Here is a 26,135-nt window from a genome sequence, read left to right as displayed (position 1 = left end):
AATTTGTTAGAAAAATCACCCAATGGAAACCTACGGACGCATTCTTCTCATAGCCATGCCCATTTTTTTGGGCCTAGTCTTACTCGAAAAACTGTACGGATGGGCGGTAAAAAAGCACCCGTTCCGCACCATGGACGTAATTTCTAGCCTCAGTTCTGGCTATACCAACATCATCAAAGACGTACTCGGCATTAGTGTTTCGATTTTGACCTATGGCTACATGGTGGAACACTGGGCGCTGTACAAAGTACAATCTACGATTTGGGTATATATCATCGCTTTCATCGCCCTCGATTTTTCGGGTTATTGGGTACACCGTTTGAGCCACCAAATCAACTTTTTTTGGAACAAACACGCCATTCACCACAGCAGCGAAGAGTTTGACTTGGCCTGTGCCTTGCGCCAAAGCATTTCGTCGTTTGTCAATTTATTCACGATATTTTTGCTTCCTGCGGCGTTGCTAGGCGTTGAGCCGAAAGTCATTGCGATTGTCGCACCACTTCATTTGTTTGCCCAGTTTTGGTACCATACCATTTACATTGGCAAAATGGGTATCTTAGAACATATCATCGTGACGCCCTCGCACCACCGCGTACACCACGCCATGAACCCCATTTATTTGGACAAAAACCATGGGCAGATTTTTATCATTTGGGATAAACTCTTTGGTACGTTTCAAGAAGAACTCCCCGACGTACCGCCTGTTTATGGCATCACCCGCCCCGTTCAAACGTGGAATCCCATCAAAATCAATTTCCAACACTTGTGGTTATTGATAAAAGACGCCTATCGCACCAAGAGCTGGAAGGATAAAGCTAGGATTTGGTTTATGCCAACAGGATGGCGCCCTGCCGACGTCATCGAACGTTATCCCGTTTACAAAATCGACGACCCGTACCACTTCCAAAAATACGCTCCTGAGGCTTCGGTAGCACTACGAACTTGGACGTGGATTCAGTTTTTGTTCACTTTTGCACTCATCAATTACTTCTTTATCAACATTGCCAAAATAGGTACGCCCAACATTTTTGTGTATGGCGGTTTCTTGTTTTTGTACGTTTTTGCCTATACCGAACTCATGGATAAAAACCCCTACGCTTGGGCGTGGGAAGCGCTCAAAAACGCCATTGGCTTGTTTTTAATTTACCAAAACGGCTGGTTCGGAATGTCAGAAACCATGCCTTGGGGCACCGTAGTACTGGCGAGTTACTTTGTACTTTCGAGCATTGTGGTGGCGTTGTTTGCACGGTCGCTTAGTTTTTATTCATCCCAAAGGCTTTCCAATGTATAATCAGACCCTTCTAAACACCAAAAATTACCTTTGATGTAACGGTACTGCAAGTCTAATTCCCGCATGGCTTTCATTTCTTGCTCGGTGAGCTCAATGTCGGCGGCGGCTAGGTTTTCTTGCAATCGCCCTGCGTTGACCGACTTTGGAATTACGGACGTTCCTCGATTGACCGCCCACGCCAGCATCAACTGAGCGGCCGAACACCCGCGTGCCTGTGCCAAAGAGCGAATTACTTCATTTTCAAACAATTTGGGTTCGCCATCGACAATCCGATTAGCAGGTCGGTCTGACGAGCCTAAGGGGCAATACCCCGTCAAAACGATACCGTGCTCGCGGCAATAGTCCACCATGGGCCATTGTTGCAAAAACGGATGTAGTTCCAACTGATTTACTTCGGGACGAACGCCCGTGGCAGCAGTTACTTCTTCCAGTTTTTTGATGCTAAAATTGGAAACCCCAATGTGGCGGGTCAGACCCATTTCTTTTAAAACAATCATCTCTGCCCAAGTTTCTGAAAGAGGAATCTCCCTCAGACTAAGCATGTCCTCGCCCGTTTGGGGATAAGCTACTTCTCGTTTGAGCGCTACGGGCCAATGGATGAGGTACAAGTCGAGGTAATCGAGTTGTAAATCTTTTAAGGTGGTCTTGATGGAAGGCAAAATATACTGTTTTTCGTGGCTGTTGTTCCAGAGTTTCGACGTAATCCACAGCTCTTCTCTTTTTACCATTCCTTCTTTCATCGCATCCGCAAACGCCTGACCGATTTCTTGCTCATTGCCATACACCAAAGCGCAATCAAAATGCCGATAGCCAATCTCAATAGCGGTCTTTACGGCCGTATATACTTCTCCCTTGGCCGATTTCCAAGTCCCAAGCCCCAAGGCGGGCATTTTATCTCCGTTTTCAAAAGTTAAATAGTTCATTTCAAAAGTAAGTTATCTCAAAACCATCCGCTGGCCCTACGAGTTAAATAAAGCAAACTCCTTTTTCTAATGTCGTTTCAAGGAAAAAACATTCTTATCATCGGGGCAAGCTCTGGAATTGGCCTTGCCATTGCCCAAATCCTTCAAGCCGAAGGTGCCTCGTTGTTTACGGCTTCGCGCCGCGCCCCGCAGGGGATTCAAAGTAGCCACATTACATGGGACGTCACTCAGCCCGTTGAAGGTCTTTTTGACGCATTACCCGATACCCTTCACGGCCTTGTGTATGCCCCAGGCAGCATCAACCTCAAACCTTTTCAGCGGTTTTCGTTGGCTGATTTTCAGGCAGATTTCAACGTCAATGTCTTAGGAGCCGTCGCCGCGATTCAGGCCAACCTTGCCCGACTTCGTAAAGCAGGCGGAGCATCTATAGTGCTTTTTAGTACGGTCGCGGTTCAAACGGGCATGGGTTTTCACGCGTCGATTGCCACGGCCAAGGGTGCGGTAGAAGGCTTGACTCGTTCGTTGGCGGCGGAGTTGGCCGCCACCAAAATTCGTTGCAATGCCATCGCACCATCGCTAACCGATACGCCGTTGGCAGCCTCGTTGTTATCGAGCGATGAAAAACGAGAGGCTTCCAACAAACGCCACCCGATTGGGCGCGTAGGTACGCCTCAGGATTTGGCCGCCGTAGCAAAACTGTTGCTTTCTGACGAAGGCAGTTGGATTACGGGACAGGTTCTCAACGTAGATGGCGGAATGGGACGATTGAAGTAATCGTCCCATTTGTGCTAAAACTGAAAAACTTGCCTTTTTCTTTCTGATTGTGGCTTCCCTTTTTTATAGGTTGGCGTCCATTTTTCTCCCTGTTTGAGGATGCGAACGGCCTCCTCAAACAGCTGATTATTTGCTCCGTTTTTGTTCTCAAAATCACTTAATTCCCCCAACTCGTTTACCGTAAACTCTACTACCACTCGCCCTCGAGGGCCTTGGGGATTTTTTTCCAAAAATGCTTGTACTGATTGCCGTAAGTAATCCGAATACGCTTTTTGGTTTTGGATTGATCTGGGCTTTTGAGAACGTTTGCCATTACCTGTAACGACTACCTCACTCAGTGCATTTTGCTCTGCTTGTAACAAAACTGGCGCTAAAAGCGAATCTTTCACCGTGATTTGAACGGGAACAAAACCAATGGCACCAATACTTAGGTTATCATTTGGACGTACCCCTCGTAGGAAAAACGTTCCGTCGTTAGCCGAAGAAGTACCTCGATTGCGTCCCATCACCGCAATGATACTTCCTGCCAGTGCTTCTCGCGTTTCGGCATCCAATATCTTGCCGCGTAGCGTAAACGTATCGACTGGTAACGCCGCCGCAGGAGCCGACGCTACGCGACTTTTTGCCTGTGCGGGTCTGGCGGCCAATTCCTGCGCAGGAACTGCGGCGACTTCGTCCGCCTTTTTTTCTTCTACTATGCTTACTGCACTACTCTCGGCGGGGGCAGCTTCCAACATTTCTTGGGTAGGAGGCGCGGCGGCCACTTGTTCTTGGACTAATCTCTGAGTAGGAATTTTGGTGCTAGGTTTGGCAGCAAGCGTGGGTTGTTTTTCCGCTGAAATAGGCGCACTTTCAGGGACAGGAGCCGACGGCAATACCCTCTCAGCCGATGTTTTAGCCGTTGATTCGGGTAAATCTTGCCGCTGTACCAACCACCAACCCAACCCCACGGCCATGACCACCGCAGCGGCCGAAGCATAGTAATACGGCACTAGCCTCCGTCTTTTTGGCGCTATCCGTTGTTGTAGCCGCCTACGGACATCCAAAAGCGCCGCCGACTCGTCCATGCCCGCGTTTTTCATAGCTTGGAGTCCTTCCAACGTATCATCGACTTGTTGGTTTTGTAATGCCTCTTTTTCTACCTCGTGCTGGTCTCGGGGAGTTAGCTTTCCTGCCACGTACTGGCGCAGTTGATGCGTCGAAGGCGGAGTAGGTTGTTTTGATTTAGCCATGTTGTTTGCCCTCCATGCACAGTTTCAGGTTACGCTTTCCGTTTTGGAGATAACTTTTCACTTTTGTTAATGCAAATCCCGTTTGCTCGGCAATTTGTTGATAGCAAAGTTGTTGGAAATAAAATAGCTCTACACTTTTGCGCTGTTCTACGGCCAACGTTTGCAGGCAATCGCCCAAATCCGACAATTGCGTTTCAAGTGCTACGTCGGCTTCAGGAGCCTGTACCACGAAGGTTTCGTAGGCTTCATGTTCAAACAGCCCCTCGTCGCCCACCAACACGCGTTTGGAGCGGAGTTGCATCAGGCAATGATTGCGCGTTACGCTGTGCAACCAGCTTTTGAAGTTACGCACTTCGCTGATTTTCAACTCTTCTATCAACTGCTCAAACACCTGCATAACGGCATCTTTGGCATCGTCTTCGTCGCGCAAGTACTTGAAACATACCGCAAAGACCATGTCCATGTGCCGTTCGTACAACTCGCCCAGCTCGGCCAAATTGCCCGTTCGGCGGTACTCCGAGAGGTAATCTGCATCGGAGAAATCTGCTTTTCGACGAAATAGTTTTAAGAACAAGTCTTTGCTGCTTTTTAAGTATTGAAAATTAACAAGATAGCAGGGAAGTACCTCTTTTTATTTTACCACAGAGTACCCAAAGATATTGCACAAAGAACTCAATGAGATGGGACAACTGGTTCTTTGTCCGTTTGTCCTCTTCTTAGTGCTCTTTGTGGTTAATATAAATAGCTTCTGGTAGTAGATGAACAAATAGAGAAAATTCCACAAAAAATTTCAAAAACTTTTATGGAATCGGGCTGGCAGCTGCATCTAGTGGTTGAAACTAACAAATCACAACCATGAAAACAAATCTTTTTTGCCTGATTTTAAGCGTGTTTACGTTGTTTGCTTGCGCTCAATCTACGCCCGTTACAGTCACGGGTACTGTGCTTGAAGAAGGGCTGTTGACCCCCATTTCAGGCGTAACAATTGCTGTTAAAGGAAAAAACAAAGGCACTACTACCGACGTCCACGGGCGGTATTCGCTGGCTGCTCGCAGGGGCGACAAACTGGTTTTTAATTTCGTTGGCTATCAAACCGTCGAACGAACCATTGGTAAAGATTCGGTAGTGAACGTCAAGCTCAAAGTAGCTCACGAAGCCTTGCAAGAGGTCGTAGTGACTGGACTAAGTAAGCGTGAGGCAAAGAGCGCGACGGCTCCTGCTTCTTCTTTTGCCTTGATGGGTACGCCTCCTCCCATGCAAATGGACTTCAATGCCGAGGAATACAAAGGCATCAATGAAAACGGTTTTCACAATCCTAAAAACAACCCGCTCACCACGTTTTCGATTGACGTAGATCGGGCGGCTTATAGTAACGTGCGCCGACTGCTGAATTTGGGGCAATTTCCGCAGAAAGACATGGTGCGGATTGAGGAAATGATTAACTATTTTGACTACGACTATCCGCAGCCCAAAGGCGAACACCCCGTAGTTATTCAAACCGAACTGTCAGATTCGCCTTGGAATAAAGGATTAAAGTTGCTCCACATCGGGCTGCAAGCCAAAACCATTCCTAGCGATAACCTACCTGCGTCAAATTTGGTGTTTTTGGTGGACGTATCGGGGTCGATGGGAATGCCTAACAAATTGCCTTTGGTCAAAGAAGCCTTCAAATTATTGGTCAATCAGCTTCGTCCCAGCGACCGCGTGGCCATTGTGGTGTACGCAGGAGCGGCAGGAACAGTGCTCCCCTCTACGCCTGGTAATCAGACTTCTACCATCAAAGATGCCTTAGACAATCTTCAGGCGGGAGGTTCAACGGCGGGTGGCGAGGGCATCCGATTGGCCTATAAAATTGCCCAAGACCATTTTATTAAAGGAGGCAATAACCGCGTCATTTTGGCCAGTGATGGCGACTTCAACGTGGGCGTTTCGAGCGAGGGCGAATTGCAACGATTGGTCGAAGAAAAACGCCAAAGCGGTGTGTATTTGAGTGTTTTGGGCTTTGGAATGGGTAATTACAAAGACAACAAAATGGAAACCTTGGCCGACAAAGGAAACGGAAATTATGCCTACATTGACAATTTGCAAGAAGCGCAAAAAGTATTTGTACACGAATTCGGCGGGACGCTTTTTACCGTTGCCAAAGATGTAAAACTACAATTGGAATTTAATCCACGGTTTGTCAAAGGCTATCGCCTCATCGGCTACGAAAACCGAATGTTGAACAACGAAGACTTCCACAATGACAAAAAAGATGCGGGCGAAATGGGGAGCGGCCATACCGTAACGGCCTTGTACGAAATCATTCCCGCAGGATTGGAAAGTGCTTATTTGAGTAAAGTGGATGATTTAAAATACCAGAAAAGTGCAGAAGTCGCCACTTCTTCGGACGAGCTGGTAACCATCAAACTCCGCTACAAACAACCCGACAGCGAAACGAGCCGCCTTTTTGAAGTACCTGTGCGTAATACAGTGACGCCTTTGGCCAGCACTTCCAATAATTTCCGTTTTGCGGCCGCGGTAGCCGAATGGGGACTATTGCTTCGCAGCTCGGAGTTTAAGGGCGAAGCTTCTTACCGTCAGGTCGTTGACCTTGCCCAAGGAGCTATTGCCAAAGACCCAGAAGGCTATCGCGCCGAATTTGTGCGCTTGGTCAAATTGGCTCAGTCGCTGGATACCTCCAAAACAGTTGCCAAAAAAGACGAATAAAAAAATGCCCGTAGGTGGGCTTATCGCCTGCCTACGGGTCATTTCCAGCCACTATATATAACCTAACCTATCTAAACTTTCCTGTTTTTGGCGAGTAATTACCTAGTGGAAAACTTACGCCGACGTTGAGTCCCCACGAGCGGTTGTGTACATCAGAGGCGTTGGTCATCACGTTGGTAAGGCCAATGTTGTAGCGCAAATCAGCGTTGAGCCATACTTTATTTTTGAGGGAATAATTGAGCCCTGCGCCCAAAGCTGCCCCCGCATCTACGCCTTTATAAGCCCGTGCCGCCCCTTCGGGATTGATATTTACGTTACTTTCATTGACGGCTTTGACCAAAAATCCAACGTAAGGTCCTGCCATCAATTTGGGACGAAGTGCGTTGCCACGGCCATTGAGGTAATACGTTCCCATGATGGGTATTTGGATATAATCGAGGTGACCTTTTGAGGCTCCGTTCCCCGATTCACCCCCAATTCGTGAATACAACAGTTGTCCATTGACTCCTAAACGGCTTTCTCCGCTGTAGTTGATAAAAATACCCGCCGAGTTGCCGACTTTCCAGTCGTTATAAATTGGGTGATTGGTCAATCGCGAAAAATTTACCCCTACAATTGGGCCAAAAGAGACATTTTCTTGGGCAATTGCTTGTCTGCCTGTCAAAATCAAAGCAATCATTAGGAGGAAATAGGCACTTCTTTTCATGGTTGTGAGTGAGTTTTTGTGGTTGTACTTTTCCTTCAAAAACCTCGTTCCACTTGTTCTAAGAAAAAAACCAGCCCAAAAACGGGGAAAATTTTCCTCATTTTTGGGCTGGTTTGTGGGGAAGTTTTCGATTAACGGGGTTTTGAGAAACCCCTTTCTCAGGTTATTAGTAACCTGAGCCACATTTACATTTTCAAATTACCTAATTTTCAAATTGCCTCATTATCATTTATTTCGGCATCGTCGGACGAACTTCGATTTTACTTGGCAGCGTGCGGGGATTCATTTTTAATAAATCCACCACAATTTGCCCAATATCTTCGGGTTGAATCTTCCACGCATCTTTTTCGGAAGGTTCGTGATTATTAAAGTGCGTCGCTACCGAACCTGGCATAATCGTTGTTGCTTTGATACCAGCGCTACGTACGTCCATCATCACCGCCTGCGTAAAACCTACCAAGCCAAATTTACTGGCATTGTAGGCCGATCCGTTGGCAAAAAAGTTGGTTCCTGCCAAACTCGCAATCGTAATCAAATAACCTTGCGACGCCGTAAGGGCAGCCAACGACGCTTTGGTGCTGTAAAAAACGCCCGTTAGGTTAATGTCAATCGTTTCTTGCCACTGTTCGAGGGTCAACTTTTCGATGGGAGCAAAATGCCCTACCCCAGCGTTGGCAACGAGCACATCAAGACGTCCCCATTTTTCCAACACCTGATTCACCGCCGCTTGCTGAGAATCAAAGTTTCTCACGTCGGCTACGACTCCTAACGCCGCGCCTTCTTGCAATTGATTCAACTGTGCCGCTGCCGCTTCCACCGTTTCTGCGTTGCGACCCGTTATCGCTACTTTGTACCCTTCTTTGATAAGCATTTCGGCCACTCCCAGACCAATTCCCTTCGTTCCTCCCGTAATCAGGGCCGTTCTTAGTATTTCTTTCATGGTTCTTTCTTTTTCGTGTATGTTAATTGTTTGTTCGTTTCTCAACAACACCATCGCCTCCAAATGAAATCCCGAATAGCCCTATTTTTAGTCATTGGCCTGGGTATTTTACCCCAATGGTTCAGGCAAGCGCCTGCCACCCAACCCAACATTATCTATATTTTGGCCGACGACATGGGGCAAGGCGACGTATCGGCATTTAACCCAAACGCTAAGTTTAAAACCCCACACCTCGACCAATTGGCGGCGGAAGGAATGCGTTTTACGGATGCCCACTCAGGCTCGGCGGTGTGTACGCCCACGCGCTACGGGATTCTGACGGGGCGGTATTCGTGGCGTAGCAAGCTCAAAAAGGGGGTTACGTGGAGCTACGATTCGGCACTTATTGAAGACAAACGACTGACTGTGGCTTCCTTTTTGAAACAAAACGGCTACCAAACTGCCTGCGTTGGCAAATGGCATTTGGGGCTCAATTGGGCACCCAAAAACGACCCCGTTGTACCCGTTGATTTTTCTCAACCCGTCCAAAAATCGCCGAACGAATACGGCTTTGACTATTCTTACATCATTCCCGCCTCCCTCGACATTCCGCCTTACGTCTATGTTGAAAATGGTCGCGTCACGGCCCAACCCGACCGCGAAACGGAATCTAAAACGCAGTACGGATGGTGGCGAAAAGGGCCTACTGGTGCCGATTTTAAGCACGAGGAGGTCTTGGGACGGTTTGTTCAAAAATCGGTGGAATACATTCGTAGTCGTACGGCTGCGCAACCTTTTTTTCTGTATTTACCACTGGCCGCGCCTCACACGCCCATTTTGCCTAACGGGCAATGGTTAGGCAAATCGGGGCTGAACGAATACGGCGATTTTGTGCTGATGGTGGACGACGTCGTTGGGCAAATCCAACAAGTACTCCGCCAGCAAGGGATGGACAAAAATACACTCATCATTTTTACGTCCGACAACGGCTGCGCGCCTTACGCGGGTACTGAACTCATGGAAAAAGCGGGGCATTTTGCCAGCAATGGGTTTCGTGGCTACAAAGCCGATAGCTACGAAGGGGGGCATCGGGTACCGTTTATTGCCAAGTGGGCGGGGCGTATTAAACCCAGTACGGCCTCCGACCAAACGATTTGTTTAACCGATTTTATGGCTACTTGTGCGGGGATTCAGGGCAAAAAACTCCCCCAAAATGCGGGCGAAGACAGCTACGACTTAGTGCCTGTTTTGTTTGGCAAAAACCCAACAAAACCTTTGCGGGAAGCCACCGTTCACCACTCGGTAGAAGGATTGTTTTCCATTCGACAAGGCGAGTGGAAGCTGATTTTGGATGCAGGTTCGGGCGGATGGAGTTACCCCAAACCTGGCAAGGATTACGAGGGTTTACCCACGGTGCAGCTCTACAATTTGAAAAACGACCCTGCCGAAAAAACCAACCTTTATGCCCAATATCCCGACAAAGTAACGCAACTCAAAGCCTTGCTCCGCAAATACATTCAAGACGGACGCAGCACCGCAGGAACGCCCCAACCGTATGTTCAAAGTGCCTCTTGGCCAGGGGTGAAGGGTTGGTAGGGCTAAAATAATTTCGGAAACAACATCGGCACTCGACGGCGATACTCCACGTAGGCGTCCCCAAATTCGCGCACAAGTTTTCGTTCTTCATACACAATGCCAATACGAATATAGACCGTAATGCAAATGGCCATAATCAAGGCTTGGGGGCTAGCTTCTCCCACAAATACGCCCCATGCCCACAAAATAGTCCCCGTATATAACGGATGCCGTACGTAACGCAGCAGCCCTCCCGTGCGGAATTCGTTGGGAGTAGCCAATGAAGTAGGTGTCGAGAGTCCTAAAAATTCGCGCAAATCGTACCCTCGCAATGCCCATAAAGCAATGATTATACCCAGGCCTTTGGCCGCTTCTGCTAGGATGTCAGCCCACCATGCAAAAGCCCAGAGGCGTTCTTTAGGGAATAAACGTTGGTACCACAACAGCCCTATCAACAGCACAAATGCCAGCACATTGTACATCAAGCGATAGAATCGAAAAGCACTACCTAATTTTTGTTCAAAAAAAAGCTTGACTTGGTGGCTTGCTAATATACTGTGTAGCAACCCATAAACTAACCAAAGGAAGGATTGTAGTAGGTAGGGACTCATTTTTTACATTTTTTTGGTAAACAAAATTATGTAATTTAATTTTGTATTTTCACTTCTACTAAGAACATGCTAGTAAAGTTCAATAATGACTACTTGGAAAAATTGTACGAAGGAAAAACCGTCAAAGGCAAGCCTCGTTACAGCGAACAAGTTATCAAAAAGTTTGTCCAGAAAGTAACTATTTTGAAGAACGTAGAAAACTCTATAGCTCTATACCAATTCAGGGGGTTAAATTTCGAGGAATTAAAAGGAGATAAAAAAGGAGTTTACTCTATTCGAATAGACTTGAGTTATCGCTTGGAGTTTCGATTACAAAATGACATGATTACTTTGACCGAAATAGTCACGATTGATGATATGACCCATCATTATCAATAGAACTTTATATCATAAACATACTGTAAGCAGAATAAGAATTGAAACTTTTGAATTTACAATATCATGAGTACATACAAAGTAATTGGCAATGACGGGCGAGAACTCCGTCCTGCCTTTCCAACTCATCCAGGTGAGGTATTAGAAATGGAGTTAGAGGCGAGAGAGCTAAAAAAGTCAAGTTTTGCCATGGATTTACGAATGTATCCTTCGCATTTTTCTGACATTTTGAAGGGTAGAAGAGGCATTTCTGCGGCCATTGCTCTTAAATTAGAAAAAGCCCTTGGCATTGATGCGGCATTCTGGCTCCGAATGCAAATGGATTATGATTTAGCCATTGAACGACAAAAATTGGTAGAAGCATAGCATAGTTTCAGCGGTTATCACTATTTTCGATGCCTGTCCAACGCTAACCACGAAAATCTGTGAAAAAACTATCTTTCCTTGGCTTCTTTTTATTGAGTTATTGTTTTGGTGAACTATCAGTCCTAGCCCAATCCTACAAACCGCCCGTTTTCACCGATCCCGACCGAATGAAGAAAATCGAGTCGGTATTGCCTACCATTGACAAAATTTACAAAGAATACGCCGAAAAAAATCATTTCCCTGGGTTTACGTACGGAGTGGTAGTCGATGGCAAAATGATTCACACGGGGACGGCGGGCTATACCGACCTTAGCAAAAAAACGCCCGCCACGACGCAGTCGCTTTTCCGTATTGCGTCGATGAGTAAAAGCTTCACGACCATGGCGATTTTGCAATTGCGCGATGCGGGCAAACTCGACTTGGACGACCGCGCCGACAAGTACATTCCTGAAATGAAGAATACGAAATTGCTCACGGCCGACGCCCCCGCCATTACGATTCGTCATTTGCTCACGCACGCGGCAGGTTTTCCCGAAGACAACCCGTGGGGTGACCGCCAATTGGCCGATACCAACGAAGAATTATTGAAACTAATAAAAAGCCCAATTGCTTTCTCAAATACACCTGGGGTGGCGTACGAATATAGCAACTTGGGCATCACGCTTTTGGGCTACATCATCCAAAAAGTATCGGGAAAAACCTACCAAAAGTTCATCAACGACAACATCTTCCAACCCCTCGGCATGACCCACACCAAATGGGAGTATGCCGAAGTGCCCGCTGACAAACTCGCCCACGGCTACCGCTGGCGCGACGGCCAATGGACAGAAGAAGCCCTTCTCCACGACGGCGCATGGGGCGCAATGGGTGGTTTGATTACGTCTATCGATGATTTTAGCAAATACATGGCACTACATTTGGCGGCTTGGCCTCCCAAAAACGATGCCGATAACGGCCCACTGAAACGGAGTTCGATTCGGGAAATGCACCAACCTTGGAACATCAGTGGCTTCTCCCCGCAGTTCAAGTACGCGTCGGGTCGCCCGTGCGCTACGGTGTCGGCTTATTGTTATGGTCTCAATTGGCTGCGCGACTGCGAAGGCCGCGAATACGTAGGTCACAGCGGTGGGTTGCCTGGTTTTGGCAGCAACTGGCGCATTTTGCCTCAATACGGCATTGGAGTGGTTGCGTTTGCCAACGTTACTTACGCCCCCACCGTCCCGATTAACCTCCAAATCTTGGATACGCTCATTGTAAGTGCCCAGCTAAAACCTCGTCAGCTACCCGCCTCCGACATTCTAAAACAACGCCAACAACAACTCACCCAACTCCTTCCTAACTGGCAAAATGCCGAAAGCAGCGGGCTATTTGCCGAAAACTTCTTCGCGGATTACTCTTTGGAAGCCCTCAAAAAAGAAGCGTCCGCTTTGTTTGAAAAAGCAGGAAAGATTGTGAGTGTAAAAGAAATTGTTCCCGAAAATCAATTGCGCGGCCGCTACCTTATCGAAGGAGAAAAAGCAACACTCTGGGTGTCGTTTACGCTTACGCCTGAAAATTCCCCGTTGATTCAGGAGTATCATATTGGGGAGGTGAGGAAATAATACCTGTATGAACAAGTTAACATTAGATTTCCCCCTTTCCCCTCCTTTTGCATAGTAAAAAACGCACAACCCCTATGCAATCTTCCCGCAGAGATTTTATTCGTTCGGCTTCGGTGGCTACTGGAGCAAGTTTATTCTCATTTACCCCCCTCGAATTGCTGGCAAGCCAACGTAAACGAGTCTCTGCCAATGATAAATTACAATTGGGAGTGATTGGTTGCAAAGGCATGGGGTGGTCTGATTTACGCTCCCACCTCCAAATGAGCGAGGTCGAGTGCGTGGCCCTGGCCGACGTGGACCAAAGTGTCCTCGACCAGCGCGCAGCCGATGTGCAAACCGCCCGTGGCAATCGCCCTCAACTCTACAAGGATTACCGCAAAATGCTCGAAAACAAGGACATCGACGCGGTGATTGTAGGTACGCCCGACCATTGGCACTGCTTGGCGTTGACAGATTCATTGGCAGCGGGCAAACACGTTTACTGCGAAAAACCGTTGGCCAATTCCATCGAAGAATGTAACATCATGCTCGCTGCGGCTAAACGCGCGGGTAAAATTATCCAAATTGGACAGTGGCAACGGAGCGGCTCTCACTACGAAAAAGCCATTGAGTACGTGCGGTCGGGGAAATTAGGCAACATTCGTTTGGTGAAAGTATGGGCCTACCAAGGCTGGATGGAGCCCGTCCCCGTCAAGCCCGACAGCGCACCTCCTGCGGGCGTTGATTATGACATGTGGCTCGGTCCCGCCAAAAAACGCCCCTTCAACCCCAACCGATTCCACTTTAACTTCCGCTGGTTTTGGGACTACGCGGGTGGCCTAATGACCGATTGGGGCGTCCACGAAATCGACATCGCTCTGTATGCCATGAATGCCAAAGCACCCAAATCTGTCATGGCTTCGGGTGGAAAACTTGCCTACCCCGACGATGCTTCTGAAACCCCCGATACGCTCCAAACGGTGTATGAATACGAAGGCTTTAACATGCTTTGGGAACACGCAACGGGCATCGACGGCGGGAATTATGGCCTTACCGAAGGGATTGCGTTTATTGGAAACAACGGCACCTTGGTACTGCATCGCGGTGGCTGGTCGCTGCACCCCGAAACCCAAACCAAAAACGGCATTAAAGTCTATAAAATTGAGGACATTCCTGATCAAGCGCGCAATGGTGACTACCTCAACGAACATACCAAAAACTTTGTACAGGCCATCAAAGACAACAACCCCAAGCTGCTCAAATGCGGTATCGAAACAGGCAGCGTGGCAGCTATCAACGCCCACATGGGTAACATTGCCTACAAAACAGGGCGGAAAGTGTATTGGGATGCCACTACAGGCGCATTCAAAAACGACGCGGAAGCCAACGCCCTCATCAAAGCCCATTACAATAACGGTTGGCAACTACCGAAAGCGTAAAACCCCGATAGGGTTAGAAAATGAGGCGTAAAGTTGGTAACTTTGCGCCTCATTTTGTTTTTCAACTCCATGACAGAACGTTACCTACAACGTGGGGTGTCGGCCTCCAAAGAAGACGTACACCGCGCCATTGCTAAGCTCGACAAAGGACTCTTCCCCAAAGCTTTCTGCAAAATCGTCCCTGATATTTTGGCAGGTGACCCCGACTACTGCACCATCATGCACGCCGACGGAGCAGGTACCAAAACCTCGCTGGCGTATTTGTATTGGAAAGAAACAGGTGACTTGTCGGTGTGGCGTGGCATAGCGCAAGACTCGATTGTGATGAATACCGACGACCTGATTTGCGTAGGAGCAACGGGTCCGATGCTTATCTCGTCGAGCATCGACCGTAACAAAAACAAAATCCCTGGCGAGGTCATCGCCGAAATCATCAACGGCACCGAAGAAGTACTGGAAATGCTTCGTAGTCACGGCGTTGAGATTTACAGCACGGGCGGCGAAACAGCCGATGTAGGCGATTTGGTACGCACCATTACGGTCAACAGCACGGTAATTGCACGCATGAAACGTTCGGACGTGATTTCTAACGATACCATCCAAGCAGGTGATGTGATTGTCGGATTGGCATCGTTTGGACAGGCTTCCTACGAAACCACTTACAACGGAGGTATGGGCAGCAACGGACTTACTTCCGCCCGTCACGACGTGTTAGACTCTTACCTTGCCCCAAAATACCCCGAAAGTTTTGACCCCGAAGTCCACAGTTCGTTGGTGTATAGCGGCTCCAAACGCCTTACAGATGCCGTCGAAAATACACCTGTCAACGTGGGTCAATTGATTCTTTCGCCTACGCGTACCTACGCCCCTTTTGCCAAAACGTTGTTGGACGAACTCCGTCCGCACATTCATGGCATGGTGCATTGCAGCGGTGGCGCCCAAACCAAGGTATTGCATTTTATTGAGAATTTGCACGTTGTTAAAAATAACTTATTCCCCATTCCTCCACTTTTCAAGTTGATACAAACCGAAAGTGGAACGAGCTGGCAGGAAATGTACAAAGTATTTAACATGGGGCATCGCCTCGAAGTGTATCTTTCGTCTGAACACGCCCAACGCGTCATCGAAATTGCGCAATCGTTTGGCATCGAAGCCCAAATCATCGGCTACGTAGAAGCCAGCGAAGGCAAAAAAGTAACGGTTCAGAGCGAGTTTGGAGAGTTTGTATATGAGTAGTTAGGACATTGTTTTTATTTCGCCCGCAGAAGGCCGCTGACTAATACAAACGCAGATTTCCGCTGAAAAACGTCTTCATCAAGTCCTTTTTTAGCGAAAATCTGCGGCCCTCAATCTGCGCCAATCAGCGGGTAAAATGTTAATCAAACTTAGCTAACGTTAAAAATGAAATTTCAATACTCCTCAATGTATAAATGAAAACTAGAAAAACTCTTATCGGGCTTTTATTGGTACTGATGGGTTGCGAGCGAAAAGACATCATTGATAGGATTAACTCCTGCTAATTTTCAAACCTACTCCCATAAAAATAAGTCCAAATACGGCCAAAACAGCCGACAGTCCCCATAATTCCCAAAACCCTGCGATTTTAGCATTCGCAGGGTTTTGCTTTTCGTATAAAATGCTCACTTGTTCGCCGTTTTCGTAATCAGGGCGGCCCCTACCCGTATCCGACCGAAAGGTCATGCGCTTTCCTTCCGCCGTCTGAAATTCGACAACGGGATAGTAAGAACCTTTCCCTTTTCGCGATTTTACATACACCGACTCCACCACTGTCCCTGTGGCTGAAGCAGCCTCTTTTGCAAATTTTTGGTCGTTTTGAAACAACATCCAAGCCCCAATCATCATCAGCAGCCCAATGATTGCAAAAATGCTTCCACCAATTCGATTTGACTTTGTTTTCATCGCACAAATAACCGATTAGTAACCCTTATTTTGGTTTTTGAGGCAACACATTTTTCTTCAACGGATTGGGCATTCGGTAGCGGTATTTACTCTCTTCTCCTTGGGGAGTAATAGGCATCGCATTGGGCATGGCATCACCAGACTGCGCAATGAGCACAGGCATATTGTCCACCCGCGAATAGGCTACCGTGGAATCGCTGGAATAGCGAAACATAGGCACGGGAGTGGCCTGCTTAATCGGCGGTAATTGCTTAGAAGGGACTTTCAATTGCAGTTGCTGTGCCCAAAGCACATGCACACCAAACATGAGGGGAATAAATAGCAGTTTTTTCATGGCAAGAAGTACTACGTTGAACAGAAACAGTTGGGTATCTTTTACGCAAGTTAATCAAAATCAAAGCACAATCTGAAAGCTACGGCATTTTTCCGTAATTTTGCAGCCCAATTCACAGCTAAGGACTATCGACCGTAAACTATCGACCATCGACTGTGGACTATCGACTATTAAACGTAAATCGAAGATGACTTCTCACGAAATCCGCCAAGCTTTTTTAGACTTTTTTAAGAGTAAAGGACACCTTATCGTGCCGTCGGCACCGCTTGTTGCCAAAAATGACCCCACGCTCATGTTTAACAACTCGGGCATGGCGCAATTCAAAGACTTTTTCTTGGGCAACGGAACTCCTCCGAGCAAGCGCATCGCCGATACCCAAAAGTGCTTGCGCGTGAGTGGAAAACACAACGACTTGGAAGACGTAGGTTTTGACACCTACCACCACACGATGTTTGAAATGCTCGGCAACTGGTCGTTTGGGGATTACTTCAAAAAAGAAGCCTTGGAGTGGTCGTGGGAATTGCTCACTGGCATTTATAAACTTCCCAAAGACCGCATCTACGTATCGGTATTCAAAGGAGACGAAAAAGACGGCGTACCGTTTGACCAAGAAGCGTGGGATATTTGGAAAGCCATTTTAGGGGGCGAAGAGCGAATCATTTTAGGAAATAAAAAAGATAATTTCTGGGAAATGGGCGACGTAGGTCCCTGTGGCCCGTGTTCAGAAATCCACATCGACCTCCGCGACCAAGCCGAAGTGGATGCGAAGCCTGGCAAAGAACTCGTCAACGCCGACCACCCGCAAGTGGTTGAAATCTGGAATAACGTATTTATGCAGTTTGAGCGCAAGGCCGACGGGTCGTTGATTACGCTTCCTGCCAAACACGTGGATACAGGGATGGGTTTTGAGCGCCTTTGTATGGCCATTCAAGGCAAACAATCGAACTACGACACCGATATTTTCCAAAATACCATTCAGGTCATTGAGAAAATGTGCGGTAAAAAATACGGCGTAAGCGGAACACTCAACACCAGCGATTATACCGACATCGCCATGCGCGTTATCGCTGACCACCTTCGGGCGGTGAGTTTCGCCATTGCCGACGGACAGCTTCCGTCCAACGCCAAAGCGGGTTACGTAATTCGTCGCATTTTGCGCCGCGCCATTCGCTACGGCTACTCGTATTTGGGCTTTACTGAGCCTTTTATGAGTCAGTTGGTGCCTGTGTTGGCCGAACAATTCAAAAATGTATTCCCAGAGCTTAAATCGCAGGAGGAGTTTGTGACGCGCGTGGTGTTGGAAGAAGAAAAGAGCTTCTTGCGTACGTTGGAATTGGGAATCAAGCGATTCGAGTCGCTTAGCCCGACGGGAGGCGTCATTGATGGAAACATCGTTTTTGAACTCTCCGATACCTACGGTTTCCCTGTGGATTTAACGGCGCTTTTGGCCAAAGAAAAAGGCTACAAAATCGACGAAGCAGGCTATGAAAAGGCATTGGCCGAACAAAAGAACCGCAGCCGCCAAGACGCCGCCAAAGAAGCTACCGACTGGGTAGAAGTAAGCGAAGGAAGCGATTTTGAGTTTTTGGGCTACGATACCCTCGAAGCAACCGCTCAACTCATCAAATACCGCAAGGTAAAAACCAAAGCGGGCGAAGAATACCACATCGTACTCGACCGCACACCTTTCTATGCCGAAATGGGGGGACAAGTGGGAGATACGGGTACGATAGAAGTGATGAGTGATGAGAGTAAAGTGATTAATATCGTTGATACCAAAAAGGAGAATGATTTATTCATTCATGTTTCGAGGGATAAGAATTTAGATGAACTACTCACCGCTCCTCACTCATCACTTATTGCTAAAGTGGACGCTCACCGTCGTCAGAATATCATGCGGAACCACACGGCGACGCACTTGATGTTGGCGGCTATGCGTCGGGTATTGGGAACGCACATTGTTCAGAAAGGCTCATACCAAAACGACGAAGTGACCCGCTTTGACTTTTCGCACTTTGCCAAAGTAACCGACGAAGAACTGGCGCAGATTGAAGCCATTGTCAACGGTAAAATCCGCGAAAACATTGCACTCAAAACCCACATCAACATCCCCATCGACGACGCCATCAAAATGGGCGCAACGGCCACTTTTGGCGAAAAATACGGCGACTTTGTGCGCGTGGTAGAGTTTGACCCCAACTTTTCGGTCGAGCTTTGCGGGGGAACGCACGTACCTGCTACGGGCGAAATCTCGCTCTTTAAGTTTACCTCCGAAGGGTCTGTTTCGGCAGGGGTACGGCGGGTAGAGGCCGTAACGGGCGAAAAAGCCTTTGAGTTGTTGAACGACGAATTGCGCATTACGAATACCCTTCGCGATATGTTCAAGGGGCAAAAAGACGTTATCAAAGCCGTTGAAGGTCTTTTGGCCGAAAAAGCTGCTTTGCAAAAACGCATCGAAGCCCTCGAAAACGAGAAGTTAGCCCAAGTAAAAGACGCCTTGTTGACCCAAGTAACGCACACCAACGGCGTTTCCAGCCTCATCGCCCGCGTAGAAGTTCCAAACGCCGACGCCTTGAAATCGTTGGTATATCAATTGAAAGAGCAATCACAAGCGCCTTTCTATATCGTTTTAGGAACGGTGTTGGGTGGCAAACCTCAGTTGGCCGTGATGCTTTCTGACGACTTAGTGGCGCAGGGCAAACACGCAGGCAACATCGTAAAAGAGCTTGCCAAGGAAGTAAAAGGTGGTGGCGGTGGCCAGCCTTTCTTTGCCACCGCAGGTGGTTCCGACGCCAGCGGCTTGGATGCGGCTTTGGCAAAAGCGAAAACTATTTTGTAAAACCGCACCAAAACCTATTTATCATAAACGCTCCTGCTATTATTCGTTGGAATATTAGCAGGAGCGTTTTGCCTGAAAAATAGAGAAAAAGCTCTAAATTTACCGATTATATTAGATGAGTCTTTAATTTTTAAGAAATTGAGTAAAGATAAAAAAAACATTACTTTTTTATCTTTACAACCTCTTGATAGAATAATTATTTGAAGCAGTTTTTGGAGGGGAGAATATTAATTTATTATTCCAAACCACTGTCTCCAATCACTTGGGAATGGTTCATTATTATAGTAAGATTGGGCCAATGTAATCAAAAAGTTATATCCTTCTTGTTGAGTCCTCAAATTATATCTCTCTATTTGTTTTGACCTTAATTTATCAGAAAAAGCAGAAAATGAAGGAATAATATAGAACATTTCGACTGCATATTCATTTTGAAGCGTTTTTTTAAACATCAACTCTTCAAAATCAGGAAATTCTTCAAATAGTGGATATGCTATTTGCAAATCACATTCCTGAATCTTAAAAAACTCAATTATTTCTTCATATAAATTTTTCCCGTTAAAAATTGCTAAATATTCTAAAAGTACAGGTATTAGTAATGAACCATTATCTGAAAAACTTTCTTTTTTAATGCCTGTAACAGAATGATGAATTAAATCTGACAAATCATCTGAAGTGTATGGAAATACTTTTGTAGCTCTTCTTCGTATAATTATTTGTTCAAAACAATCATGTAAGTACTTTATAACGAATTGCATTTCGTCTTTTTCTATATGAATACTATTTACAAAAAAACTAACCAAATGGTGTATAGGAATCAAATGCGAATCCAGAACGGGCTTATTACAGGCAGAATTATTATTAATAAGATTCATTAGAGTTAGTTTTTGCACTCTTTGTTGCTGTATTAAGCTATCTTCATCATACAAAAAAGCGTTTTTAAGTGAAAAGAAGTACATTAAATCATCTAAATACTCAAACGCTCTTAATGGATACCCTATTGACTCAAATAAAAATCCAGCACTTGAGAATAATCCATTTGGATATAAAGCTATATCCAGTGTTTTGTTAAAGTAATAGGCATAAAAATTTGACTGAATGTTTAAAAGTTGAAAAAATACTTTTTTATACTTTTGTTTTTTCTCATAATTTCGGGATAACATGAATGCCCACGTATTTAATATGATAAGATTAATAGCTTTTTTTGCAGGAAGCAGATTGTCATTTTTTTGAGCCTGTTGCCATAACATCATCATTATAAGTCTAAGAGTAGAAAATAATTTTTTGAATGTGCGCTGATTTTCATTTTGAATATTTAAATTTTTTTGCCTATATTCCTGAAAAATCAATTCAATCAATAGAATTAAATCTTGAAATTCATAATCAAGAACTTCAATGAATATCAAAACACGTTTAAATAAGTAGGAATGTTTCGCATCTGAAAACAAGTACTCATTGAAAAGATGCTCACTAAAATTATCAGTTAATCTATGAATATCCCAATGTTCAAATTCACCATCTCGGAAATTTTGTAAAACAAATCCATCAAACTGTGGCTTAAAGTTTGGAATAATAACCCCATTATGAACTAAACAAATTTTTGTAGGTAATTTATCGAAACGTGAAATTCCAAAATTCTTATAAATAGTATCTTTTGCTTCCAATAATGACATTCTGACACCATCATCTTTATTAAAGTTGGTTGCGCTTAAATCTTTATCTGTAAATCCCTTTAATTCAAAATACCATTTGTGAAGAGTCCCTTCTGAGTCACATCCAACAGCGACAATATCTTTACCATACTGTGATTGGCCTTTTGATTCTTTGGGAGTAGTAATAATCCTAAAGTTCATTGCTTCAAGTAATAAAACAAATATATAATCTAATTCACCATCTTCTTTTAAAGACGATAAATATTCACGTATTAAAGTCTTATCAACCATTTTTGCCAATCATTTATACTACTCCACGTGTCAGAAAAATAAAGGTTTCTTCTAAATAGGTCACTATCTGAATTAATTAACGCACCTTCTGGGACATTGACAGTGGTTTGAAAACGGCTTAATTTATTAACTGACTCTTGCCCTTCTCTTTTATAGCCTCCGCCTTTCAATAGTACAGTTTTTTTTATTCCCAATTTACCTATTATTGAACGTTCTTGGGCTTCTGAAATATTTTTTCTCCATTTTTCATTAAATTCTTTTTGATATTGTTGAAAAATTCTATGTTGAGCATAAAATGGGTCAAACTCTTTCAGTTTTACTTTTTTTATCTTTATAGTTTGATATATTTCTTCTTCTATTCTAAAATGATGCACCAACTCTTTCTTTATTTCGTTTTCTTCTAAAACTTCTTCGATTGCTTTCAGAAGGTTAGGATAAACAGTAAATTTTTTATTTAACCCAGCTATCAGCAATTGGCTAATAGAGGAATATTTTGAATTAATTAAAGGTAGTATAAGAGGGTAAAGCTGCTCAAAATTATCAATTGATGAAATATAAATAGATAAAAAAACAATACATTGCTTTTCTTCTGAAAGGTTTTGAATATAAGGTGTTATCGAAATATCTTTAAAAGATTCTACTACATAACTTATTAGCTCATAGCCTAAATATCTTAAATGTCCTTCATAATCAGTCAAACATTCAACACTAAAACGCAAAAAGTCATCAAGACTATTGTCAATCATTTCTTTAAGTGTACACTCAAAATATTCACATTTAAATATATGATATTTAGAAAATTGTCGCAAAAAGTCAATATATAAATTTGGAAGTGTAATACATTGTCTAATAGTCCAGTCTAATTGACGGATATTATTTCCATTTGGAGTCAAAAAACCTTTATAAAAAAATTGATTTTTAGTCAATTCTATCAGAATATTTGCTTTTTCGTTTTGATTTAAAGGGATATAATTTAAGTTATCTAATAAAGCATGTTGCACATTATGGCTTTCACTCGAGGTTAATTCTAATAATTTCAGTCGGCAAACATCTAAAAATTCAGGATTTTCTCCTTCATTTTCAAATATTTTTATAAAAAACCAAATTAATTGTAAAATTACAGAATCATTATTAACAAAATCAACGATAATATTATATGCTTCAAAAATAATTTTCGAATCGCTTGTTTTTAATGTAGCCAAAGCATTTGTGATAGAAGGTTGAAATTCTATTCTTTCTCCATATTTTCTAAGAAGGTTAAAAGAAGCTTGCCCTTCTACTTCTACTATACCACACAAAATAGCCCGAAAATTTTCAAAATATACAATATTATTATCTTTGAAATAAAGCTCAGACAATTTCTTTGCTTTCTCAGTATTGTATTTTACAGTATCAACAATTGTACGAAAGTAAAATTGGTACTTTTGTTCATCTAATCTTTTAAATTGTTTATAAATAATGTCTTCTGGAAAATTTTGTTTAAAAACCACATTTAAAAATCCTACAAAATGAGGAGACTTAATACTTGTATCTTCTAAATTCGTCAATAAAAAATCATAATTAGCTAAAAATGGAACTTCGTTAAAAATTAAACCGCCAAGATTATATTTTATAAACTCTTGATTTTCAATACCTTCGCCTACATTTTTATCAAAAAAACTTATAATTAAATCCAAAAAATTAATAGCTACTTCCCAAGATTCAATTTTTGAAACTTCAAATTTCAACTTTAATCCATTTATAATTATTTGAAGATTAAAATCAGAGGTTACCACACCATATACATGTTCTCCACCTTTTCTCCATAAATATTCTACATCATATTCCCTATAGTCTCCTAAAGCAGATTCAGTGAATCTGAATGACCGTTCCCGTAAAATCAAATCAATTAATTTTTTTCTTTGCATCCTCAATAGTTCTTTATATTGACATAAAGATAATGAAGCAATTTAAATTTTCTGTTTTTTGTTGATTTTCTAAAAAAAAGGACTGAGAGTGTGATAAAATGCAAAGCCATCCAATTTCTTACAGAGGCTCCAAACCGGGGGAGCAAACGAAGAAGTATTAAGGAAACGTGTAAATAGTGCGGCACGTGAGGAAGATGAAGAAGTAGGCGAAAATGAAGGCAGCGAACGGTGGGTAATCGGGAGCAAAAACCATAATCGAACAACTGGTTCAATACATTCAGACTTTATGGAAATGATAGCTGCTGAACTTGCAGAATGTAATCATATTGCTGTTTATCTTGTTATTGGTTGGTGGCGTGAACGTAAGAATTTGGGAAAAGTGGAAAATAAAACTCGGTATTCGTTGATTATCTCGCTTGAAACGCCCGCACAGGATGTTGAGCTATATACAACCGTTAAGAATATGATTGAAATACCAATTGAGATTAATGCAATATAAAAGAAAAGTAGTTTTCTGAAGTTGGCAGTGGTATGCTTAAATGAAGGTAAGTGCTTCTATTTTACCCAAACCATTTCTAAAAATCAGGATTAAAAGTAATCCCAAAAAGCTAAAAGTAAGTTAGGTTACCCCCTTTGCCCTACCACCAACCCAACTCACACTCCCCCCACCAACTACGAGCAAAAAAGCATTTTACCTATTAAATCGAACAAAAAACAACCAAAGTTACCTATAAAATCAAGCAAAAAACGCTTAGATTTGCCTATTAAATCGAACAAAGTACTGATAAAGAAGAGGTTAGAAAACCTCCTTCTCCGAGCAGGAGTTTTCCTCCCACAAAACCACTACCCCCTTGTACCTACCAACGCTTCCTTCCCTTCTAAATACTCTTGCCGAACGACCGTAGCAGTGCGGTGATTGCCGTCGGGGCTCCAGCCTGGAGGCATGATTGGATAGAGTAAAAAGGCTTTGAGGCTGGGCGCACTTGCCATGTCTTTTAGGAGTTCCCACACTTCGCCAAAATAGGTTTCCATAAAATTGCCTGAGTCTATTTTACGCGTGATACCGTACTCAATGGGAATGTCTTTTCGCTCTACTTGGTACGTACCAAATACCCTGTCCCAAATGTTAATGAAATTGCAAAAGTTAGTATCCATGTACAGCGGATTGCGAGCGTGGTGCACCCGATGGTCGGAAGGGGTAAGGATGTATTTGCCAAAGAAACGTACTTTTTGCAGCCCCAACGTGCCGTCTTTGAATAGGTTTTCTCCTACGTGAATAAACGTACCATACGTACCGTCGATAAACATAATGAAAAACAGCAACTTAGGATCTAAGCCTGCCAAAATACAAATAGAAGTCCGAATGGCATCGGCATAGGGGGCTTCCAGAAAAAAGTGCGCGTGGGCAACCGATAAGTTCATGTCTTCGGGCGTGTGATGCGTAGCGTGCAAGCACCAAAACAACCGTACTTTATGCCCAAAAAAGTGGTAGATGAAATGCGCAAATTCCCACACTACGTAGCCGTAGAGGAACCAATACCAAGTGAGTGTGGCGTTGAAAGGGGCATACGGCTGTAGGGTAGCAATCATCCAGCCCGTTACGCCCAAGGAGATATAGCGAGAAATAAAACGATTGAAAACATAAATAATGAAGTTGGTACGATAGACCTTGGTCTGCGGGTTTTTCTGGGCAATGCCTAACCCAAACTCAAACACCAATAACAGCGGAATGATTGGCCTCAAGGCCGTAAGGATGCCATCTAAGGTGCTAAACGCACTGTAATCTCCACTGCTAATGATGTTGATAATGCCGTTTACGCCTAAAAAGCCTAAAATTTCTTTGTAAAGGGTTTGCAAAATTTCCATGAGAAGGCTGGTTTACTAAATCAAAACCATAAGGAGGGTGAGGGGAATATTTACTGTGCCCCCTACCACTCATCACGCACTTACAAGGCGCCGTCACGCGATTCCAAGGCGCGACCTTAAAATCATTTCTTTCAACAGGGTGCGGTAATCTACCTTTGTACCGTTATTTTTAAGTGATTCTTAACCTCTTAACGCTACCTGCTATGGAATTCCTTCAGAATGCCGACCCTTTTGTAAAAGGGTTGTGGTACATTACGCTGCCTGCGTCGCTCATTTTCCTGATTCAAACCGTTATGACGTTTGCGGGAAGCGATGCCTCCGATGGCCTCGATGCCGACTTCGACGGGGATGTGTCGCATACCGATGGGCCGTTTCAATTGTTTTCGTTCCGAAACCTGATTCATTTTTTATTAGGGTTTGGCTGGACGGGGCTTGGCTTTTACGAACTCATTTCCAATCGGTTTGTCCTCATCATTGTTGCTACATTGGCGGGATTGGCGTTGGTTGGGGTGTTTTTCTTCATTATCAAACAGTTGCAAAAGCTCAACCAAAACAACGTGATGCGGCTCGAAAATGCCGTCGGTAAAACCGCCGAAGTCTATCTGACCATTCCTGCCCAGCAAGGCGGACATGGCAAAGTGCACGTGAGCGTTCAAAATACGCTTCGCGAGCTCAATGCCGTCACCCAACAAGCAACACCTATTCCCACGGGGGCGGTTGTTAAAGTGACTGCTACTTTGCCCAATGACACCTTGGTGGTGGAGCTGTGCTAATGCTTTCTTTTGCTAAACTATTTTCATTCATTTCTTAACTAAATCTCTTTACAACC

The 26,135-nt window shown here is 44.4% G+C and carries 23 protein-coding genes; 12 read left to right on the top strand and 11 right to left on the bottom strand.

Annotated elements, in window-relative coordinates:
- The first annotated feature begins 22 nt into the window (after positions 1-22).
- Positions 23-1,291, top strand: coding sequence for a sterol desaturase family protein (locus DTQ70_RS24815; protein ID WP_122933292.1), 1,269 nt, complete (start codon positions 23-25; stop codon positions 1,289-1,291).
- On the opposite strand, the gene DTQ70_RS24810 is transcribed toward DTQ70_RS24815, so the two are convergent.
- Positions 1,261-2,214 carry an aldo/keto reductase gene (locus tag DTQ70_RS24810; protein WP_122933291.1) on the bottom strand — a complete coding sequence of 318 codons (954 nt, stop codon included), beginning with the start codon at positions 2,212-2,214 and terminating at the stop codon, positions 1,261-1,263. The two genes, DTQ70_RS24815 and DTQ70_RS24810, sit on opposite strands and share 31 nt — an antisense overlap.
- A 69-nt stretch (positions 2,215-2,283) precedes the next feature.
- On the opposite strand from DTQ70_RS24810, the gene DTQ70_RS24805 reads away from it, so the two are divergent.
- A complete protein-coding gene (locus DTQ70_RS24805; RefSeq protein ID WP_122933290.1) occupies positions 2,284-2,988 on the top strand; it encodes an SDR family NAD(P)-dependent oxidoreductase in 705 nt (234 codons plus the stop codon).
- A 14-nt stretch (positions 2,989-3,002) separates the two neighbouring features.
- On the opposite strand, the gene DTQ70_RS24800 is transcribed toward DTQ70_RS24805, so the two are convergent.
- Together DTQ70_RS24800 and DTQ70_RS24795 are read right to left on the bottom strand one after the other, a co-directional pair.
- Positions 3,003-4,220, bottom strand: coding sequence for a carboxypeptidase-like regulatory domain-containing protein (locus DTQ70_RS24800; protein WP_122933289.1), 1,218 nt, complete (start codon positions 4,218-4,220; stop codon positions 3,003-3,005).
- Positions 4,213-4,794, bottom strand: a complete 582-nt coding sequence (locus tag DTQ70_RS24795; protein ID WP_122933288.1) for an RNA polymerase sigma factor — start codon at positions 4,792-4,794, stop codon at positions 4,213-4,215. The genes DTQ70_RS24800 and DTQ70_RS24795 overlap by 8 nt, the downstream gene beginning before the upstream one ends.
- A gap of 281 nt (positions 4,795-5,075) precedes the next feature.
- Between DTQ70_RS24795 and DTQ70_RS24790 the strand changes: the two genes are divergently transcribed.
- Positions 5,076-6,929: a VWA domain-containing protein gene (locus DTQ70_RS24790; RefSeq protein ID WP_122933287.1), complete on the top strand. Its 1,854-nt coding sequence runs from the start codon at positions 5,076-5,078 to the stop codon at positions 6,927-6,929.
- Between the two features lie 67 nt (positions 6,930-6,996).
- On the opposite strand, the gene DTQ70_RS24785 is transcribed toward DTQ70_RS24790, so the two are convergent.
- Together DTQ70_RS24785 and DTQ70_RS24780 are read right to left on the bottom strand one after the other, a co-directional pair.
- Positions 6,997-7,635, bottom strand: a complete 639-nt coding sequence (locus tag DTQ70_RS24785) for a porin family protein (protein WP_164490199.1) — start codon at positions 7,633-7,635, stop codon at positions 6,997-6,999.
- 229 nt (positions 7,636-7,864) lie between these two features.
- Positions 7,865-8,575: an SDR family oxidoreductase gene (locus tag DTQ70_RS24780; RefSeq protein WP_122934547.1), complete on the bottom strand. Its 711-nt coding sequence runs from the start codon at positions 8,573-8,575 to the stop codon at positions 7,865-7,867.
- 63 nt (positions 8,576-8,638) lie between these two features.
- On the opposite strand from DTQ70_RS24780, the gene DTQ70_RS24775 reads away from it, so the two are divergent.
- Entirely contained in the window at positions 8,639-10,150 is a 1,512-nt protein-coding gene (locus DTQ70_RS24775) for an arylsulfatase (protein ID WP_122933285.1), read from the top strand.
- Positions 10,151-10,152: 2 nt separating this feature from the next.
- On the opposite strand, the gene DTQ70_RS24770 is transcribed toward DTQ70_RS24775, so the two are convergent.
- Complete coding sequence (locus DTQ70_RS24770) at positions 10,153-10,740, bottom strand: isoprenylcysteine carboxylmethyltransferase family protein (RefSeq protein WP_122933284.1); 588 nt, start codon at positions 10,738-10,740, stop codon at positions 10,153-10,155.
- A 66-nt stretch (positions 10,741-10,806) separates the two neighbouring features.
- Here DTQ70_RS24770 and DTQ70_RS24765 point away from each other — a divergent pair, with 66 nt between their 5' ends.
- From DTQ70_RS24765 to DTQ70_RS24745, 5 genes are all read left to right on the top strand, one after another.
- Positions 10,807-11,118: a type II toxin-antitoxin system RelE/ParE family toxin gene (locus tag DTQ70_RS24765; RefSeq protein WP_122933283.1), complete on the top strand. Its 312-nt coding sequence runs from the start codon at positions 10,807-10,809 to the stop codon at positions 11,116-11,118.
- 63 nt (positions 11,119-11,181) lie between these two features.
- Entirely contained in the window at positions 11,182-11,481 is a 300-nt protein-coding gene (locus DTQ70_RS24760) for a HigA family addiction module antitoxin (protein WP_122933282.1), read from the top strand.
- A 59-nt stretch (positions 11,482-11,540) separates the two neighbouring features.
- Complete coding sequence (locus DTQ70_RS24755) at positions 11,541-13,082, top strand: serine hydrolase (RefSeq protein ID WP_122933281.1); 1,542 nt, start codon at positions 11,541-11,543, stop codon at positions 13,080-13,082.
- Between the two features lie 74 nt (positions 13,083-13,156).
- Positions 13,157-14,500, top strand: a complete 1,344-nt coding sequence (locus DTQ70_RS24750) for a Gfo/Idh/MocA family protein (RefSeq protein WP_122933280.1) — start codon at positions 13,157-13,159, stop codon at positions 14,498-14,500.
- Between the two features lie 69 nt (positions 14,501-14,569).
- Entirely contained in the window at positions 14,570-15,736 is a 1,167-nt protein-coding gene (locus DTQ70_RS24745) for an AIR synthase-related protein (protein WP_122933279.1), read from the top strand.
- Between the two features lie 270 nt (positions 15,737-16,006).
- On the opposite strand, the gene DTQ70_RS24740 is transcribed toward DTQ70_RS24745, so the two are convergent.
- Together DTQ70_RS24740 and DTQ70_RS24735 are read right to left on the bottom strand one after the other, a co-directional pair.
- On the bottom strand, positions 16,007-16,420 hold the full coding sequence (locus tag DTQ70_RS24740) for a DUF3592 domain-containing protein (RefSeq protein WP_122933278.1): 414 nt from the start codon (positions 16,418-16,420) through the stop codon (positions 16,007-16,009).
- Positions 16,421-16,445: 25 nt separating this feature from the next.
- Complete coding sequence (locus tag DTQ70_RS24735) at positions 16,446-16,754, bottom strand: hypothetical protein (protein WP_122933277.1); 309 nt, start codon at positions 16,752-16,754, stop codon at positions 16,446-16,448.
- Between the two features lie 187 nt (positions 16,755-16,941).
- Here DTQ70_RS24735 and alaS point away from each other — a divergent pair, with 187 nt between their 5' ends.
- Positions 16,942-19,593 carry an alanine--tRNA ligase gene (gene alaS / locus DTQ70_RS24730; RefSeq protein WP_122933276.1) on the top strand — a complete coding sequence of 884 codons (2,652 nt, stop codon included), beginning with the start codon at positions 16,942-16,944 and terminating at the stop codon, positions 19,591-19,593.
- 227 nt (positions 19,594-19,820) lie between these two features.
- Here the strand turns inward: alaS and DTQ70_RS24725 are convergent, their stop codons facing one another.
- Both DTQ70_RS24725 and DTQ70_RS24720 read right to left on the bottom strand, forming a co-directional pair.
- Complete coding sequence (locus DTQ70_RS24725; protein WP_122933275.1) at positions 19,821-21,533, bottom strand: hypothetical protein; 1,713 nt, start codon at positions 21,531-21,533, stop codon at positions 19,821-19,823.
- Positions 21,515-23,440: a hypothetical protein gene (locus DTQ70_RS24720; protein WP_122933274.1), complete on the bottom strand. Its 1,926-nt coding sequence runs from the start codon at positions 23,438-23,440 to the stop codon at positions 21,515-21,517. Before DTQ70_RS24720 ends, DTQ70_RS24725 begins: the two co-directional genes overlap by 19 nt.
- 286 nt (positions 23,441-23,726) lie before the next feature.
- On the opposite strand from DTQ70_RS24720, the gene DTQ70_RS24715 reads away from it, so the two are divergent.
- Positions 23,727-23,939 carry a hypothetical protein gene (locus DTQ70_RS24715; protein ID WP_164490198.1) on the top strand — a complete coding sequence of 71 codons (213 nt, stop codon included), beginning with the start codon at positions 23,727-23,729 and terminating at the stop codon, positions 23,937-23,939.
- A gap of 344 nt (positions 23,940-24,283) precedes the next feature.
- Here the strand turns inward: DTQ70_RS24715 and DTQ70_RS24710 are convergent, their stop codons facing one another.
- Entirely contained in the window at positions 24,284-25,306 is a 1,023-nt protein-coding gene (locus DTQ70_RS24710) for a sterol desaturase family protein (protein ID WP_122933272.1), read from the bottom strand.
- 203 nt (positions 25,307-25,509) lie between these two features.
- Here DTQ70_RS24710 and DTQ70_RS24705 point away from each other — a divergent pair, with 203 nt between their 5' ends.
- Positions 25,510-26,079: a serine protease gene (locus DTQ70_RS24705; protein WP_122933271.1), complete on the top strand. Its 570-nt coding sequence runs from the start codon at positions 25,510-25,512 to the stop codon at positions 26,077-26,079.
- Positions 26,080-26,135: the final 56 nt, after the last annotated feature.

Source organism: Runella sp. SP2 (assembly GCF_003711225.1).
Classification (GTDB): domain Bacteria; phylum Bacteroidota; class Bacteroidia; order Cytophagales; family Spirosomataceae; genus Runella.
This window is presented reverse-complemented; position numbering and strand designations above follow the sequence as displayed.